Annotated in this window: 18 protein-coding genes; 12 read left to right on the plus strand and 6 right to left on the minus strand. The window is 65.2% G+C overall.

From position 1 onward, the window contains the following. The gene (locus tag RM190_RS16365) at positions 1–1,293 is read right to left on the minus strand and encodes an adenylosuccinate synthase (protein ID WP_311760537.1); all 1,293 of its coding nucleotides are present in this window, start codon (positions 1,291–1,293) and stop codon (positions 1–3) included. A 197-nt stretch (positions 1,294–1,490) separates the two neighbouring features. Between RM190_RS16365 and RM190_RS16370 the strand changes: the two genes are divergently transcribed. From RM190_RS16370 to ureG, 11 genes are all read left to right on the plus strand, one after another. After that, complete coding sequence (locus tag RM190_RS16370; protein ID WP_311760538.1) at positions 1,491–2,300, plus strand: urease accessory protein UreD; 810 nt, start codon at positions 1,491–1,493, stop codon at positions 2,298–2,300. A gap of 27 nt (positions 2,301–2,327) precedes the next feature. Further along, positions 2,328–2,630: an urease subunit gamma gene (locus tag RM190_RS16375; RefSeq protein ID WP_311760539.1), complete on the plus strand. Its 303-nt coding sequence runs from the start codon at positions 2,328–2,330 to the stop codon at positions 2,628–2,630. A 9-nt stretch (positions 2,631–2,639) separates the two neighbouring features. After that, the gene (locus RM190_RS16380; RefSeq protein ID WP_311760540.1) at positions 2,640–3,191 is read left to right on the plus strand and encodes a HupE/UreJ family protein; all 552 of its coding nucleotides are present in this window, start codon (positions 2,640–2,642) and stop codon (positions 3,189–3,191) included. Then, complete coding sequence (locus RM190_RS16385; protein ID WP_311760541.1) at positions 3,188–3,496, plus strand: urease subunit beta; 309 nt, start codon at positions 3,188–3,190, stop codon at positions 3,494–3,496. Before RM190_RS16380 ends, RM190_RS16385 begins: the two co-directional genes overlap by 4 nt. Positions 3,497–3,519: 23 nt before the next feature. Continuing rightward, positions 3,520–4,335: a cyclase family protein gene (locus RM190_RS16390; protein ID WP_311760542.1), complete on the plus strand. Its 816-nt coding sequence runs from the start codon at positions 3,520–3,522 to the stop codon at positions 4,333–4,335. Beyond that, positions 4,335–4,733: a carboxymuconolactone decarboxylase family protein gene (locus tag RM190_RS16395; protein ID WP_311760543.1), complete on the plus strand. Its 399-nt coding sequence runs from the start codon at positions 4,335–4,337 to the stop codon at positions 4,731–4,733. Before RM190_RS16390 ends, RM190_RS16395 begins: the two co-directional genes overlap by 1 nt. Next, the gene (gene ureC, locus RM190_RS16400) at positions 4,734–6,434 is read left to right on the plus strand and encodes an urease subunit alpha (protein ID WP_311760544.1); all 1,701 of its coding nucleotides are present in this window, start codon (positions 4,734–4,736) and stop codon (positions 6,432–6,434) included. A 109-nt stretch (positions 6,435–6,543) separates the two neighbouring features. Next, a complete protein-coding gene (locus RM190_RS16405) occupies positions 6,544–6,762 on the plus strand; it encodes a hypothetical protein (protein WP_311760545.1) in 219 nt (72 codons plus the stop codon). Positions 6,763–6,784: 22 nt separating this feature from the next. After that, complete coding sequence (locus RM190_RS16410; RefSeq protein ID WP_311760546.1) at positions 6,785–7,255, plus strand: urease accessory protein UreE; 471 nt, start codon at positions 6,785–6,787, stop codon at positions 7,253–7,255. Next, a complete protein-coding gene (locus RM190_RS16415) occupies positions 7,255–7,887 on the plus strand; it encodes an urease accessory protein UreF (RefSeq protein ID WP_311760547.1) in 633 nt (210 codons plus the stop codon). Before RM190_RS16410 ends, RM190_RS16415 begins: the two co-directional genes overlap by 1 nt. After that, positions 7,884–8,510, plus strand: coding sequence for an urease accessory protein UreG (gene ureG / locus RM190_RS16420; protein WP_311760548.1), 627 nt, complete (start codon positions 7,884–7,886; stop codon positions 8,508–8,510). The genes RM190_RS16415 and ureG overlap by 4 nt, the downstream gene beginning before the upstream one ends. Before the next feature lie 76 nt (positions 8,511–8,586). On the opposite strand, the gene RM190_RS16425 is transcribed toward ureG, so the two are convergent. The 4 genes from RM190_RS16425 to recA form a co-directional block, all read right to left on the minus strand. Continuing rightward, on the minus strand, positions 8,587–9,381 hold the full coding sequence (locus RM190_RS16425; protein ID WP_311760549.1) for a class II glutamine amidotransferase: 795 nt from the start codon (positions 9,379–9,381) through the stop codon (positions 8,587–8,589). 67 nt (positions 9,382–9,448) lie between these two features. After that, positions 9,449–9,739 carry a DUF1330 domain-containing protein gene (locus tag RM190_RS16430; protein ID WP_311760550.1) on the minus strand — a complete coding sequence of 97 codons (291 nt, stop codon included), beginning with the start codon at positions 9,737–9,739 and terminating at the stop codon, positions 9,449–9,451. Further along, on the minus strand, positions 9,736–12,393 hold the full coding sequence (gene alaS, locus RM190_RS16435; protein ID WP_311760551.1) for an alanine--tRNA ligase: 2,658 nt from the start codon (positions 12,391–12,393) through the stop codon (positions 9,736–9,738). The genes RM190_RS16430 and alaS overlap by 4 nt, the downstream gene beginning before the upstream one ends. Positions 12,394–12,539: 146 nt before the next feature. After that, positions 12,540–13,610 carry a recombinase RecA gene (gene recA, locus RM190_RS16440; protein ID WP_311760552.1) on the minus strand — a complete coding sequence of 357 codons (1,071 nt, stop codon included), beginning with the start codon at positions 13,608–13,610 and terminating at the stop codon, positions 12,540–12,542. Between the two features lie 243 nt (positions 13,611–13,853). Between recA and RM190_RS16445 the strand changes: the two genes are divergently transcribed. Beyond that, positions 13,854–14,450, plus strand: a complete 597-nt coding sequence (locus RM190_RS16445) for a hypothetical protein (RefSeq protein WP_311760553.1) — start codon at positions 13,854–13,856, stop codon at positions 14,448–14,450. Here the strand turns inward: RM190_RS16445 and RM190_RS16450 are convergent. Beyond that, complete coding sequence (locus RM190_RS16450) at positions 14,447–16,483, minus strand: ATP-binding protein (protein ID WP_311760554.1); 2,037 nt, start codon at positions 16,481–16,483, stop codon at positions 14,447–14,449. The genes RM190_RS16445 and RM190_RS16450 overlap by 4 nt on opposite strands. Between the last annotated feature and the right edge of the window lie 2 nt (positions 16,484–16,485).

A 16,485-nucleotide genomic window follows, 5' to 3' on the forward strand; every position in this document is an offset into this window, starting at 1 on the left:
TCAGTCCGAGAACGGATCGGTGACAAGGATGGTGTCGTCGCGCTCGGGTGAAGTCGACAGCAGCGCCACCGGGCATTGGATCAGCTCCTCGATCCGGCGGACATACTTGATCGCGTTCGCGGGCAGGTCCGCCCAGCTGCGCGCGCCCTGGGTCGATTCAGTCCAGCCTTCAAGCTCTTCATAGATCGGCTTGACGCGGTCCTGCAGCGCGGCCGCGGTCGGCAGGTAATCGTATTGCTTGCCGTCGATTTCGTAGCCCACGCAGATCTTGATGGTCTCGAACCCGTCCATCACGTCCAGCTTGGTCAGCGCGATGCCATCCACGCCCGAGATCGCGCAGGTCTGACGCACCAGAACTGCGTCGAACCAGCCGCAACGGCGGCGGCGACCGGTGACGGTCCCGAATTCGTGGCCGCGTTCGCCCAGGCGCTGGCCATCCGCATCCTCAAGCTCGGTCGGGAAGGGGCCAGAGCCGACGCGGGTCGTATAGGCCTTGACGATGCCCAGCACGAAACCGATGGCGCTGGGGCCAAGGCCGGTGCCCGACGCCGCCATACCCGACATGGTGGTCGAGCTGGTGACATAGGGATAGGTGCCGAAATCGATGTCCAGCAAGCTGCCCTGCGCGCCTTCGAACAGGATGCGCTTGCCGGCCTTGCGATAGTCGTTCATCGCCTTCCACACCGGCTGTGCGTATTGCAGCAGCTTCGGCGCGATCTCAAGCAGCTTGGCGCGCAACTCGGCGCGGTCGATCGGCGTCGCGCCAAGACCCTGGCGCAGCGCATCGTGATGGGCGAGCAGGCGATCCAGGCGGGAATCCAGCGTGTCCTCGTCGCCCAGATCGGCGACGCGGATGGTGCGGCGGCCGACCTTGTCTTCATAGGCGGGGCCGATGCCGCGACCGGTGGTGCCGATCTTGGAAGCGCCCGCGGCTTCTTCGCGAAGCTGGTCAAGGTCCTGGTGCAGCGGCAAAATCAGCGGGGTGTTTTCCGCGATCATCAGGTTTTCCGGGCCGATCTTGACGCCCTGGCTTTCCAGCTTCTCGATCTCGCGGAACAATGCCCAGGGATCCAGCACGACGCCGTTGCCGATGACGTTCATCTTGCCCGACCGGACGATCCCAGAGGGAAGCAGCGACAGCTTGTAGACCTCGCCCCCGACAACCAGCGTGTGGCCGGCATTGTGACCGCCCTGGAAGCGCGCGATCACATCGGCGCGCTCGGACAGCCAGTCGACGATCTTGCCCTTGCCTTCGTCGCCCCATTGGGCGCCGACGACCACCACATTGGCCATGTTGGTATCCTCTCGCGGTCATGAATTCCGCTGACGTATAATGCCCGACGCCCCGAGGGAAAAGCCCAATTGCCTTCGCCCTTATTTTAGGCATCATGCCTGCGATTTAGGCTGTCCTCGGGAGAATCATTGGACATATCGCACCATCCATTGCGAAATCGCGCGAAATTTGCTCATGGTCCGGGCAAGAGGCCGTGATGTTGCACCAGAACATTTCAACCGAACTGAACCGCGCTTGCGGCACGCTTCGTGCCGGATTCGCCTTTTCCCGCGGGATGACCCGCCTGACCCGACTGCATCAGGCCGGCAGCGCCAAGGCCATGCTGCCCCCTGCGCCGGGCTGCGAGATCGTTCTGCTGAACACTTCGGGCGGGCTGACCGGCGGGGACCGCATGGACATCACCGTGACCCAAGAGGCAGGCACCCATCTGACCGTCACCACCCAGACAGCCGAGCGCGCCTATCGCTCCACCACCGGGCGGGCGCGGGTCACGGCGCGGTTCGAAGTCGCTGCGGGCGCGCATCTGGACCTGTTGCCTCAGGAAACCATCCTGTTCGACCGCTCTGCCTTGCTGCGGGAACAGGAAATCGCGCTGGCGGGCGATGCGACCGCGCTTTGGGTGGAAACCCTGATCCTGGGTCGCGCCGCGATGGGCGAGACGGTTCGCACCCTTGACCTGACCGACCGCAGACGGATCACCCGCGACGGCCGACCGGTCTTTGTCGAGAATCTGCGGCTTGGCGATGCGACGCTGGCGCGCGGGGAAAGCATCGCGACGCTGGCCGGTTGCCGCGCCTTTGCCACGCTGGTGCTGGTTGCCCCCGATGCCGCCGACCGGCTGGACCGCGCCCGCGCGGCGCTGGGTTCCGACGGCGCGGCCAGCGCCTTTGATGGCAAGCTTGTCGCGCGGGTGATGGCCGATGACGGCTGGCCCCTGCGCCAAGCCATGATGCGGCTGATCCAGGCGATCCGACCCGGCCCCCTGCCCCGCGTGTGGCAAATCTGAATTCGACTTGAGGAGTCCGACAAGACCATGAACCTTTCTCCCCGCGAAAAGGACAAGCTGCTGGTCTCGGTGGCCGCCATGGTGGCGCGCAACCGGCTGGCGCGCGGCGTCAAGCTGAACCATCCCGAAGCCATTGCCCTTGTCACCGATTTCGTCGTCGAGGGCGCACGCGACGGCCGCACGGTTGCCGACCTGATGGAGGCCGGTGCCCATGTCATCACCCGTGACCACTGCATGGAGGGCATCCCCGAGATGATCCACTCGGTGCAGGTCGAGGCCACGTTCCCGGACGGCACCAAGCTGGTCACCGTCCACCACCCCATCCGTTGAGTGAGCATGATGAAACGCCTTCTTCCCCTGCTTCTGCTGATGCCGACCGCCGCACTGGCCCATCCGGGCCATCTGGGCGCGGCCTCGTCCTTTACCAATGGGTGGATGCACCCGGTCGGCGGCCTTGACCACGTCCTTGCGATGGTTGCGGTCGGCCTTTGGGCCGCGACGGCGACCGACCGCCGCGGGATCTGGGCGCTGCCCGTGACCTTCGTCGCCGCGATGCTGGCCGGGGGCGCGATCGGCGCGGCGGGCATTCACCTGCCCGCGGTCGAGCCGATGATCCTGGCATCGTCCGTTCTGCTGGGCCTTGCCGTCGCGCTGGCGCTGCGTCCCTCGCTGGGCTTCGCGCTGCCCGCGGTTGCGCTGTTCGGTCTGATGCATGGCCACGCACATGGCGCTGAAGGCCCGGCAACGGGGCTTGCCGCCTATGCCGCGGGCTTCGTGCTGGCAACTTCGGCTCTGCATCTCGCCGGTATCGGCCTTGGCCGGCTTGGCGCGACCCGCTTCCTCGGCGCGGCGACCGCGGCCGCCGGGGCGCTGCTGGTGGTGATGCCGTGATCCCCGGCGAAATCTTTCCTGCCGAAGGCGACATCATCCTGAACGAAGGCACCGAGGCCATCCGCCTGATGGTCGCCAATGCGGGCGACCGCCCGATTCAGGTCGGCAGCCATTACCACTTTGCCGAGACCAATCCTGGTCTCGACTTTGATCGCGATGCGGCGCGCGGCATGCGTCTTGACATCGCGGCGGGCACTGCCGTCCGCTTCGAACCGGGACAGAAGCGCGAAGTGCGGCTGATCCCGATCTCGGGCGCACGGGAAATCTGGGGTTTCAACGGCAAGGTCATGGGTCCGCTGGACTGACCTTTTTTGGGGAGGGACTTGGAATGTGCAATACCTGCGTGATCGAAGGCGTCAAGGAAACCATGCTGAACCGGCGCAAGCTGTTCATGGGGGCGGCCGCAAGTGGCGCTGCGGCGATTGCCGCCAGCGCGATGAGCGCGCGGCCCGCCCTTGCGCAGTCAACCGGCAAGGTCGTGGACCTGACCTATGTCTTCGATGAAAAGTTCCCGACCTTCGACGGAAAACCCGGCATCGCCTATGAGGAGGCCGTGAATTTCGACAAGTCCGGCTATCAGTTGTGGCAGCTGACGATCTTCGAGCATTCCGGCACCCATATCGACGCGCCGCTGCATTTCTCCAAGGACGGCACCTCGGTCGCCGAACTTCCGGCCGAAAGCCTCGTCTGCCCGCTTTGCGTGATCGACATCACCGCCAAGGCCAAGGACGACGCCAATGCCGCACTTGAGGCCGCCGATGTCGAGGCCTGGGTCTCGGCCAATGGCGAGATCCCCAAGGGGGCCTGCGTGGCGATGAACTCGGGATGGGGTGCCAAGGTCGGCTCGCCCGAGTTCCGCAACACCCCCGATGGCAAGTTCGCCTTCCCCGGCTTCGGCAAGTCGGCCACCGATCTTCTGGCCGAAATGGGGGCGGCGGCGATCGCCAGCGACAGCCTGTCGCTGGACCCCGGCAACTCGGCCGATTTCGCGGTCCACAATTCATGGCTGCCCGGCGGGCGCTACGGGATCGAGAACCTCGCGAATGTCGACCAGCTTCCGGCCAAGGGCGCGACGATCTTCGTCGGCGCGCCGAAGCACGCCCGCGGCACCGGCGGTCCCGCCCGCATTCTGGCGATCGTCTGATGGCCACGGTTCCGCTGCTGACCGATGAGGAGGCGCCCGGCGAAAGCCGGGCTGTCTTCGACGAGATCCGCGCTGCCCGCGGCACGGATTACGTCAACAATTTTTGGCGTGCGCTTGCCCATGACCCCGCGCTTCTGCGCGCGACATGGGAACGCGCCGCCACCGTCATGGCGCCGGGCGCGCTGGACCCGCTGGTCAAGGAGCTGGTCTATATCGCCGTCTCGACCGCGAATGGCTGCGCCTATTGCGTCCATTCCCACACGGCCGCCGCGCGCGCCAAGGGAATGACCCCCGAACAACACGCAGAACTTCTGGCCGTGATCGCCATGGCCAGCCAGACCAACGCGCTGGCCACCGCGCTTGCAGTGCCGGTGGACGAGCGTTTCAAGGAGAACTGAATGGCCCTGACCATTTCCCGCGCCGATTATGCCCAGATGTATGGCCCGACCACCGGCGACCGGGTCCGTCTTGGCGATACCGAGATCATCATCGAGGTCGAGCGCGACCTGACCACCTATGGCGAAGAGGTGAAGTTCGGCGGCGGCAAGGTCATCCGCGACGGCATGGGCCAAAGCCAGCTCAGCCGTGCGCGGGGCGCGATGGACACGGTCATCACCAACGCGCTGATCCTGGACCACTCGGGCATCTACAAGGCCGATATCGGCCTGCGCGACGGTCGCATCGCCGGGATCGGCAAGGCCGGGAACCCCGACACCCAGCCCGGCATCACGCTGGTCATCGGGCCGGGGACCGAGATCATCGCGGGCGAAGGCCGCATCGTCACCGCGGGCGGCATGGATGCCCATATCCACTTCATCTGCCCCCAGCAGGTCGATGACGCCATCGCCTCGGGGATGACGACCATGCTGGGCGGCGGCAGCGGCCCCGCGCATGGCACGCTGGCGACCACCTGCACCTCGGGGCCCTGGCATATCGAGCGGATGCTGATGGCGCTGGACAGTGTCCCGGTGAACATCCTCGTCTCGGCCAAGGGCAATGCCTCGCGTCCCGAGGCACTTGAAGAGATGGTTCGTGCCGGCGCCTCGACCCTGAAGCTGCACGAAGATTGGGGCACAACCCCCGCCGCCATCGACTGCTGCCTGACGGTTGCGGACGCGATGGACGTGCAGGTGACGATCCACACCGACACGTTGAACGAATCCGGCTTTGTCGAGAACACGCTTGCCGCGATCAAGGGTCGCACCATCCACGCCTTCCACACGGAAGGCGCGGGCGGCGGCCATGCCCCCGACATCATCAAGCTGGTCGGCGCGCCGAACGTCATTCCCAGCTCGACCAACCCGACGCGGCCCTTCACGGCGAACACGCTGGAAGAGCATCTCGACATGCTGATGGTCTGCCACCATCTCGACAAGCGCGTCCCCGAGGACGTGGCTTTCGCAGAATCCCGCATCCGCCGCGAAACCATCGCGGCCGAGGATATCCTGCACGATCTGGGCGCCTTTTCGGTCATCTCGTCCGACAGCCAGGCCATGGGTCGGGTGGGAGAAGTCGTCACCCGCACCTGGCAGACCGCGCACAAGATGAAGGTCCAGCGCGGCCGTCTGGCCGAGGAGACCGGCCAGAACGACAATATCCGTGCCCGCCGCTATGTCGCGAAATACACCATCAACCCGGCCATCGCCCATGGCATCGGGAATGAGACCGGCAGTGTCGAGGCCGGAAAGCGCGCCGACCTGGTGATCTGGGATCCCAAGATGTTCGGCGCCAAACCCGAGATGGTGCTTGTCGGCGGCATGATCGCCTGGGCGCAGATGGGCGATCCGAACGGCTCGATCCCGGTCCAGCCCTTCTACATGCGCCCCATGTGGGGGACGATGGGCCGTGCGGTCCATGCCTCGGCCGCCACGTTCCTCAGCCAGGCGGGCATGGACGCGGGCGTCGGCGCAAGCCTTCTGAAGAACGCCGTCGCCGTCCGCGGCACCCGCAATATCGGCAAGGCCGACATGAAGCTGAACGCGGCCACCCCACTGATCGAGGTCGATCCCGAAACCTATGAGGTGCGGGCCGACGGCGAATTGCTGACCTGCCAGCCCGCCAGCGAACTGCCGCTGGCGCAACGCTACTTCCTGTTCTGAGTGCTGCTGCAATGCAGCATTGCAGAAAACGCCATAGATGAGACAAGACCTATGACCTATATTCCCAGTCAGGGGAGGAAACCGTTCGCCAGCACCGAAAGGGTTTCCCATGGCTATGCAATCGACCACCTTCGCGCCCACGCTGCGCGCCCGCGTAGACGGGATTTTCGCACGCATCGGACAGGGCATGATCTCCTATGCCGAGAAACGCTCGCGCCGCGCCGAGATCGACGCGCTCGAGGCGAAGTCGGATGCCGAGCTTGCCCGGTTGGGCATCACCCGCGACCGGATCGTGCATTACGTCTTTCGCGACGTGATCTGGCTGTAAGCCTGAATTTCGGGGCGCGTCGATGAGCGCGCCCCTGTTCCAGCTTCGCGCGACCACCATCCTGCGCGCGACCCCCGCCGACGACAGCGTCATCCTGGACTATGAGGGACGCTTCCTGCGCCGCAAGCGTCTGCTTTCGGGCGCGGGTGTCTCGTTTCTGGTCGATCTTGCCGAGACTGTCAGCCTTGATCCCGGCGACGCCTTCCAGCTTGAGGATGGGCGCCTGATCGGCATCCTGGCCGCGATGGAGCCATGCCTGCGCGTCGAAGGCACGCTGCCGCGGCTGGCCTGGCATATCGGCAACCGCCACACCCCCTGCCAGATCGCGACCGACCACCTGCTGATCCGCGCCGATCACGTCCTTGAAGGGATGCTGAAGGGTCTGGGCGCGCTGGTCACGCCGACCATGGCGCCGTTTGCGCCCGAAGGCGGGGCCTATGGCCACGGACGCACCATGGGCCATGACCACGGCCCCGGCTTCCACGCCCATTGATGACCCATCTTGCCCGCCTTTCGCTGATCCAATGGCTGTCCCCGGCCTTTCCGACCGGGGCCTTCGCCTATTCGCACGGGCTTGAGCAGGCCATGGCGCAGGGGCTGCGCGACCCCGACGCGATCTCGGACTGGATCGCCGAGGTTGTCGCGCATGGCGGTGGCTGGATCGATGCCGTCCTGCTGTCCCTGGCGCTGTCGGGCGAAGATCCCGACGATCTGGCCCAACTGGCGCGCGCGCAGGCCGGCTCGGCCGAGCGTCTTGCGGAAACCGTGGATCAGGGCCGCGCCTTTGCCGAGACCGTCGCCGCCCTGACCGGGCACGATGTCACCCCCCGCCCCCTGCCGGTCGCCGTCGGTCTGGCCGCACGGGATCTGGACCTGCCCGCGCCCGAAATCATCGCCCATTACCTGCATGCCTTTGCCGGAAACCTCGTCTCGGCCGCGACGCGGTTCGTGCCTCTGGGCCAGGCGCAGGGGCAGAAGGCGCTGGCACGCCTGCATCCGGTCATCGCCCGGACTGCCGAGCGTGCCGCCCTGGCCGGGCGCGACGCACTTGAAACCTGCTGCTTCGGCGCCGATCTGGCCGCGATGCGGCACGAAACCCTGGATGTAAGGATCTTTCGCACATGAGCCACAACGGACCCCTGCGTGTCGGCATCGGCGGACCGGTCGGCGCTGGCAAGACCACCCTGACCGAGCAACTTGCGCGCGCGCTGGCCCCCCGCCTGTCCATGGCCGTCATCACCAACGACATCTATACGCGCGAGGATGCCGAGGCATTGATGCGCGCCCAGGTCCTGCCGGTCGAGCGCATCCGCGGTGTCGAGACCGGCGGCTGCCCGCATACCGCCATCCGCGAGGATGCCAGCATCAACCTGGCCGCCGTGGCCGATCTGCGCGCCGCCTTTCCCGATCTGGACCTGATCCTGATCGAATCGGGCGGCGACAATCTGGCCGCGACCTTCAGCCCCGAACTGGCCGACCTGACGATCTATGTCATCGATACAGCCGCCGGCCAGGACATCCCGCGCAAGCGTGGTCCGGGGCTGACGCGCTCGGATCTGCTGGTGGTGAACAAGACCGACCTGGCCCCGCATGTCGGCGTCGATGTCGAACTTCTGCAAAGCGACGCGCGCCACGCACGCGGGGAACGTCCCTTTGTCATGGCGCAACTTCGCCACGGCAAGGGCATTGCCGAAATCGTCGAGTTCCTGATCCGCGAAGGCGGCCTGGTGCTGTCGGAGCCGGCCTGAGCTCCGATCAGAACCCGGGTCGCGGCTGGATGCCTCGCATGGGTATTTGAGAAACGGTGAATGTCGCGAGGCCGCTTCAGGCGGCTTCGCGCAGTGCGTTCGGCACGAAGGGGGTCACCACCAGATCCGGGCCATCAAAGACGCAGAAACTTTGCGCGGGAACCTCCAGCCAGTCGTTTTCGTCGCTTTCCAATGGTTCCGAGACCACCGCACGACCTCCACGCTTGTCAGACCAGCGGTGATACAGCGTCGGCGCCTGATCGTCGCTGGCATAGCGCAGCGCATATAGCCGCTGGCCATCCGAAAATGCGGCGGTCAACCGAACATGAGGCGCATCGCCCCGCTGCACCGCCAGCGCCTCGAACCGGGCGGTGGCGCGGGCCATGGCACCGGCGGGATCCTCGGCGAGCCCCTCGCCAAGCGCGACAAGAAACAGCGCCTCGCTGTCGGTCGCGCCCTTGCGATGGGAATAATACTCGTCGGGGATCATCACCTCGGCATGGCGGCGGAAGCGTTCATACCCGCCGAACTGGCCGTTATGCATAAAGGCCCATTTACCGACCACGAAGGGATGGCAATTGTTCCGGCTGGTCGCCGTCCCCGTCGAGGCCCGGACATGAGCCAGGAACAGGTGCGATTTCAGCGTCGCGGTCAGGCTTTTCAGGTTGCTGTCGGACCAGGCGGGCATGATGTCGCGGTAAAGTCCCGGCTCTTCCCGTTCGCCGTACCAAGCCATGCCAAAGCCGTCCGCATTGACCGGCGTGTGGCACTGCGTGGCGCCATGGCTTTGCCGGACCAGCGAATGGCCGGGCCGGCAGATCACGTCCTCAAGGAAGATCGGACTGCCGATATAGGCTGCCCAACGACACATGCCTGTCCCCTTTCGCGCCTTTTCCAGAAATCTTGGCACGAAAGCCCTGAAGAATCATCAAGAAGTCTCAGGCCGGGTTTTCTTCGACGATCACAAGATCGCGCTCTGCGGCATTTTTGGCATGTTCCAGCGCCGCCTGGTACTCGTCCGAGTTGTAGCAGGCGACCGCATCCTCGACGCTGGGGAAGCGCGCCACGACGTTGCGGGCGCGTTCATTCCCCTCAAGCTGGACATAACGCGTGCCGCGCGCGAGGAACACGCCGCCATGCGCCGCGATGGCCGGACCCGCAAGCTTTGCATATTCGCCGTAGGATTCCGGGTTGGTGACGTTCACATGGGCAATCCAGAGCGCGGTCATGCTTTCTCTCCGATCAGGGTTTCGACGGCGGAAATGGCGCTGTCGGCAGCGTCAAGGCTGGGTGCACCGCCTTGGGCGCGGTCGGGACGGCCACCGCCGCCCTTGCCGCCTAGTGCTGCGGTCGCAGCCTGGACCAGCTCGACCGCGGTGACGCGGCCGGTCAGGTCCGGCGTCACGCCCGCCGCGACCGTAGCCTTGCCGTCGGCCTCGGCCAGAACGACCACGGCGCCCGAGCCAAGACGCGCCTTCATCTCGTCGACCAGCGGGCCAAGCTCCTTCCCCGAGACGCCATCGACACGACGGGCAATCAGCTTGATTCCGTTGATTTCCTTCGGCGCCTCGTCCGAACCACCGCCCATCGCCAACTGGCGCTTCAGCTGCGCGACCTCATTGGCCAGTGCCTTGCGCTCGTCGGCGAGCGCGCGAACCTTGTTCACGACATCGCCGGCCTGCGCCTTGACGATACCCGCGACCTCGGCAAGCTCGCCATCGACGCGGCGCAGCGCATCCAGCGCGGCCTGACCGGTCAGCGCCTCGATCCGGCGGATGCCGGCGGCGGACGCGGTTTCCGAGGTCAGCGCAAACATCCCGATGTCGCCCGTGCGCGCGACATGGGTGCCGCCGCACAGTTCCAGCGAATAGGTCTTGCCGCCGATGCCTTTGCCCGAGCCTTGCAGCTCGCCCATCGACACGACGCGGACCTCATCGCCATATTTCTCGCCGAACAGGGCCTGCGCACCAAGGCCGCGGGCGTCGTCCGGGGTCATGATCCGGGTTTCGACCGGGGTGTTCTGGCGGATGAAGTCATTCACCTCGCGTTCGACCTGGGAGATTTCCTCGGCCGTCAAGGCCTTGGTGTGGCTGAAGTCGAAGCGCAGACGGTCGGGGGCGTTCAGGCTGCCGCGCTGCGCGACATGTTCCCCCAGCGCGCGGCGTAGGGCTTCGTGCAGCAGGTGCGTGGCCGAGTGGTTCGCCCGGATCGCGCCGCGGCGGTCGTGCTCGACAGCAAGCTGTGCACCCTGCCCGCGGCTGATCGTGCCCAGCGTGACCTCGGCCACATGGACGAAAAGACCATTGGCCTTCTTCGTGTCGGTGACGCGTGCGGCACCGGTCTCGGTCTTGATCAGGCCGGTATCGCCAACCTGGCCGCCGGATTCGCCGTAGAAGGGCGTCTGGTTCACGACGATCTGGATCTGCTGACCCTCGCCCGCGGTCTCGACTGCCGCGCCGTCCTGCACCAGCGCCAGGATCTGGCCTTCGCTCTCCTCGGTGTCATAGCCTAGGAATTCGGTCGCGCCGTGCTGTTCGGCCAGGTCGAACCAGATCGCGGCATCCTTGGTTTCACCCGAGCCTGCCCATGCGGCACGCGCCTTGGCCTTCTGCTCGGCCATGGCGCTGTCGAACCCAGCGGTATCGACCGCGCGGCCCTTTTCGCGCAGGGCATCCTGCGTCAGGTCCAGCGGGAAGCCATAGGTGTCGTAAAGTTTGAACGCCGCCTCGCCGGGCAGGTTCACCCCTTCGGGCAGCTTCCCGAGTTCGTCATCCAGCAGGCGCAGACCGCGGTCCAGCGTCTGCTTGAAGCGGGTCTCCTCCAGCTTCAAGGTTTCTTCGATCAGGGCCTGCGCGCGGCCAAGTTCAGGATAGGCCGCGCCCATTTCGCGCACCAGCGCCGGGACCAGCTTATGCATGACCGGGTCCTTGGCACCCAGGATATGGGCGTGGCGCATGGCCCGGCGCATGATCCGCCGCAGGACATAGCCCCGCCCCTCGTTCGAGGGCATGACACCGTCGGCGATCAGGAAGCTGGTCGAACGCAGGTGATCGGCGATGACGCGGTGATGCACCTTGCCCGGCCCATCCGGGTCGTTCGAGGTCGCATGCGCCGACGCTTCGATCAGGCTGCGCATCAGGTCGGTGTCGTAGTTGTCGTGCTTGCCCTGCAAAAGCGCGCCGATCCGCTCCAGCCCCATGCCGGTGTCGATCGACTGCATGTCAAGCGCGCGCATCGAGCCGTCCTCGAACTGCTCGTTCTGCATGAAGACGAGGTTCCAGATCTCGATGAAGCGGTCGCCATCCTCGTCCGCCGAACCGGGCGGGCCGCCCCAGATCTTGTCGCCGTGGTCGAAGAAGATCTCGGTGCAGGGGCCGCAGGGACCGGTCGGACCCATCTGCCAGAAGTTGTCGCTGGTCGGGATGCGGATGATCCGGTCGTCCGACAGGCCCGCGACCTTCTTCCAGATATCGGCGGCCTCGTCATCGGTGTGATAGACGGTGACCAGAAGCTTGTCCTTGGGAATGCCGAAATCCTTCGTCAGCAATTCCCAGGCATAGGGGATCGCCTGCGTCTTGAAATAGTCGCCGAAGCTGAAGTTCCCCAGCATCTCGAAGAAGGTGTGGTGCCGCGCGGTATAGCCCACATTGTCCAGGTCGTTGTGCTTGCCCCCGGCGCGAACGCATTTCTGCGCGGTGGTCGCGCGCTTGTAGTCCCGCGTCTCAACCCCGGTGAACAGGTTCTTGAACTGCACCATCCCCGAATTCGTGAACATCAGCGTGGGGTCGTTGCGTGGAACCAGCGGGCTGGATTGGACGACACGGTGGCCGTTGCGTTCGAAGAAGTTCAGAAACGTCGAGCGAATGTCGTTCAAGCTGGGCATGGCGCAATCTTTCCGGATGGGCAGAGTCCGCAAATAACCGAGGGGGGCGCGGGCGTAAAGCCGGAACGCTGGTACAAGGGACCGGGACGCAGCAAAGAAAAACGCGCCCCGGATCAGCGGGACGCGCGGATGGCGATCTTCGGCGATCAGTCCTCGGTCAGCGAGTCGTCGCCTTCGTCGCCGGCGCCGAAATCAAGACCGTGGCTGGCGCGGATCTTGTCTTCGATCGCGAAGGCGATTTCCGTATTGTCACGCAGGAACTGCTTGGCATTCTCACGACCCTGGCCGATGCGTTCGTCGCCATAGGAATACCAGGATCCCGACTTCTCGACGACGCCGGCCTTGACGCCCAGATCGATCAGCTCGCCAACCTTCGAGATGCCTTCGCCGTACATGATGTCGAATTCGACCTGGCGGAAGGGCGGCGCCACCTTGTTCTTGACGACCTTGACGCGGGTCGCGTTGCCCACGACCTCGTCCCGGTCCTTGATCGAGCCGGTACGGCGGATATCGAGGCGGACCGAAGCATAGAATTTCAGCGCATTGCCGCCGGTCGTGGTTTCGGGGTTGCCGAACATCACGCCGATCTTCATGCGGATCTGGTTGATGAAGATGACCATGCAGTTGCTGCGGCCGATGCTGGCGGTCAGCTTGCGCATCGCCTGGCTCATCAGGCGGGCCTGGCTGCCCATCTGCATGTCGCCCATGTCGCCTTCGATCTCGGACTTCGGCGTCAGCGCCGCGACCGAGTCCACCACGACCAGGCTCACCGCGCCCGAACGCACCAGCGTGTCGACGATTTCCAGTGCCTGTTCGCCGGTATCGGGCTGGCTGATCAGCAACTCGTCCAGGTTGACGCCAAGCTTGCGGGCATATTGCGGATCAAGTGCGTGTTCCGCGTCGACAAAGGCGCAGACGCCGCCTTTTTTCTGTTCTTCGGCCACCACATGCAGGGTCAGCGTGGTCTTGCCCGAACTTTCCGGGCCAAAGATCTCGATGATCCGGCCCTTCGGCAGGCCGCCGATGCCCAGCGCGATATCAAGGCCAAGCGAACCGGTCGATGTCGCCTCGATCTCGGCCACGGGATTGTCGCCCCCCAGCTTCATGATCGAACCCTTGCCGAACTGCCGTTCGATCTGGGCCAGCGCGCTGTCCAGAGCCTTCTGCTTGTCTGCCGATCGCTTGTCGTTCATGTCGAAAAGTGTTGCCCCTGCCATGCGGTCCCCATGCTTATTTCATACCCCGCCCGTCGGGGCAATCAGTGCCCGCCCGTCACATGTTCACGGGTTGTTCTCTTTGTGGGGGAATTCGCGAAAGAAAGCAAGAACAGCTTGCCGATTCGCCACATTCTTCCACCGCCTCACGGTCGATCCTGAGGGGCAGAAATTAAGAAAAGATTTACAGCGATCCGCCCTGCCGCTATTTCCTGACCGCCCACCAATCGCACGAAATGGAACAAGATGCTGATTTTTTGGGAGAAACGGCTCGTCTTTCTGGCGACCCCCAAGGCAGGCTCGACCGCGGTCGAGGCAGCGCTGGAATCCCTGGCCAATGTCGCCGTCCAGCGGCCCGCGGAATTGAAGCACACCGATCTGGGCAGCTATCGCCGCCATATCGAACCCTGGCTGCACCAGATGACCGGGGACAGGTTCACCACCGTCGCGCTGATGCGCGAACCGATCGGATGGCTGCGCAGCTGGTACCGCTTTCGCCACCGCGACGATATCGATGATCCCGACCACGCGATGGATGGTGTCACCTTCTCGCAATTCGCGCAGTCCTATGCCGGATCGGCGGAAACCTATCGCCAGATCGGGATGCAATGCGACTTCCTGACCCGGAGCGAGGATCGGGTCGACCGCATCTTCCGCTATGAGGAGATGCAGGACCTGACCCATTTCCTTGAAGATCGGCTTGACTGTGCCATCAGCCTGCCGCGCGTCAACGTCCCGCCAGCGGTCGACGTCTCGCTGAGTGATGAGCACGAGGCGATGCTGCGCCGCTTCCTGCATCGCGACGTGGCGCTTTACGATTCGCTTTGCATGGTCGCGGCCTAGGCCTCCAGCTTGCGTGCCAACTGGCGGCCGACCAGAGCCGTCAGGTCCGAAAGCGAGAAGGGCTTGGCGAGGAAGGCCGAATTCGGCACCGGCGCGTGCCCTTCGGCAAAGACGTCCTCGGCATAACCCGAGATGAAGATCACGCGGGTCTGGGGGCGGTCGCGCAGCGCGGACCGGACCCAGGCCGGACCGTCCATGCCCGGCATGACGACATCGGTCACGAAGACATCGACCACCAGCCGCTGATCCGAAAGCAGGGTCAGCGCGTCTTCGGCGCTGGCGGCCTCCAGCACGGCATAGCCCTGCAGTTTCAGCGCCCGGCTGGCAAAGGCGCGGACCGGGGCCTCATCCTCGACCAGCAGGACCGTGGCTTCTGCCTCGGCACGCGTGACCAGGGGCTGGGCGGGTGCCTCTTCGGGTTCCTCGGTCGCCAGCGACCGGTCATGAGCGGGAAAGAACAGTGAAAAGACGCTGCCGACTCCGGGCGTGCTGTCGCAGAAGATATAGCCGCCAGTCTGCTTGACGATGCCATAAGCGGTGGACAGCCCCAGCCCCGTCCCCTCGCCCGTACGCTTGGTGGTATAAAACGGTTCGAAGATCTTGGTCAGTTCCTCGGGCGGGATGCCGCAACCCTGGTCATGAACCTCGACCCGGACGTAATCTCCGGCAGGCAGCCGCGCGCGACCGACCTCGGTCGCCTGATCCAGCTGCATGTTGTCGGTCCTGATCGCAATGTCACCACCGGCGGGCATGGCGTCGCGGGCATTGACCACAAGGTTCATGATCACCTGTTCCAGCTGGCGACGGTCAGCCCGGATCATCCGCAGCGAGGGATCATGGTCGAAGGTCAGCACCACCCTTTCCCCGACCAGCCGGTTCAGCAGATGCGTAAGATCCGACAGCGTGTCGCGCAGGTCGATGATCTGCGGTTTCAACACCTGCTTGCGCGAAAAGGCCAGCAACTGCCGCACCAGCGCGGCCGCACGATTGGCGTTCTGGCTGATCTGGTCGAGGTCGGCGAAATCCGGGTCGGCCTTGTCGTGGCGCAGCATCAGCAGGTCGCAATGACCGGTGATCGCCGTCAGCAGGTTGTTGAAGTCATGCGCGATTCCGCCCGCGAGCTGGCCAATCGCCTGCATCTTCTGACTTTGGACGAATTGCGCCTCGAGCGTCTTCAGCGCGCTTGCATCCGACAGGACGGCGGTGGCGTAATCGCCTTCTCCGCGCGTCAGGCTGACTTGAAGGAAGCGGTCGCCGCCGTCGCCCTTCAGATGCAATACCTCGGCCCCGCCCACAGTCCGCCCGAAGCAGATGTCCGACACCCAACCGCCGATCTCGCGCCCCGGCCCGTCCAGAAGCGCGGAAAGCGGCTGGCCCGGCTGCGCGTCGCCCAGAAGCTGCCGTGCGGCATCGTTGAGGCGCAGGATCCGCGCCGCGGCATCAAGCCGCAGCAGGGGGACTGGCAGCGTTTCGAATTCGTCGACCTGCGTGGCCGGGTCGACCGGCAACGGAAGATGCGAGGGGTCGGCGGCAGTCCAGATCTGCCCCCCCTTGGGATCGCGGCGGACCAGAAAAACGCCCGCTTCCGCCAGATCCACGCGACATTCGCGGTTGCGCAGAAGCAGTTGGGCAATATCCCGCAGCGCGGCGGCGGGATCGGCATTGGACCTGCCCAAAAGATCGCCCGCCTGACTGCCGACAAGTTCGCCCATCTGCTCGCGCGCGCGCTGGGTCTGGGCGGCAATGGTCCCCTCCCGGTCGATCACCAGCGTCACACCGGGATCCGTCCGCAGCCTTTGCCGCAGCCGCGCCAATGCGCGCCGCCGCTGCCACGTCGAGGCCATGCGCCCCATCGGCAGGAACAGGCCCAGAAGGCCGATCCCCAGCACTGCCCCAAGCAGGGCCAGCCCTGCGGGCTCATGTGCGGCCCTGTCGCGCGCATTCATGGAGCAAATCGCGAAGCCCGCGCAGATGGCCATCGCCATCCCCAGAAGCGCCGCCATCCATTGCCGCGTCAGACCTGCGAATGCCATGC

Source organism: Paracoccus broussonetiae (assembly GCF_031854425.1).
Lineage (GTDB): Bacteria > Pseudomonadota > Alphaproteobacteria > Rhodobacterales > Rhodobacteraceae > Paracoccus > Paracoccus broussonetiae.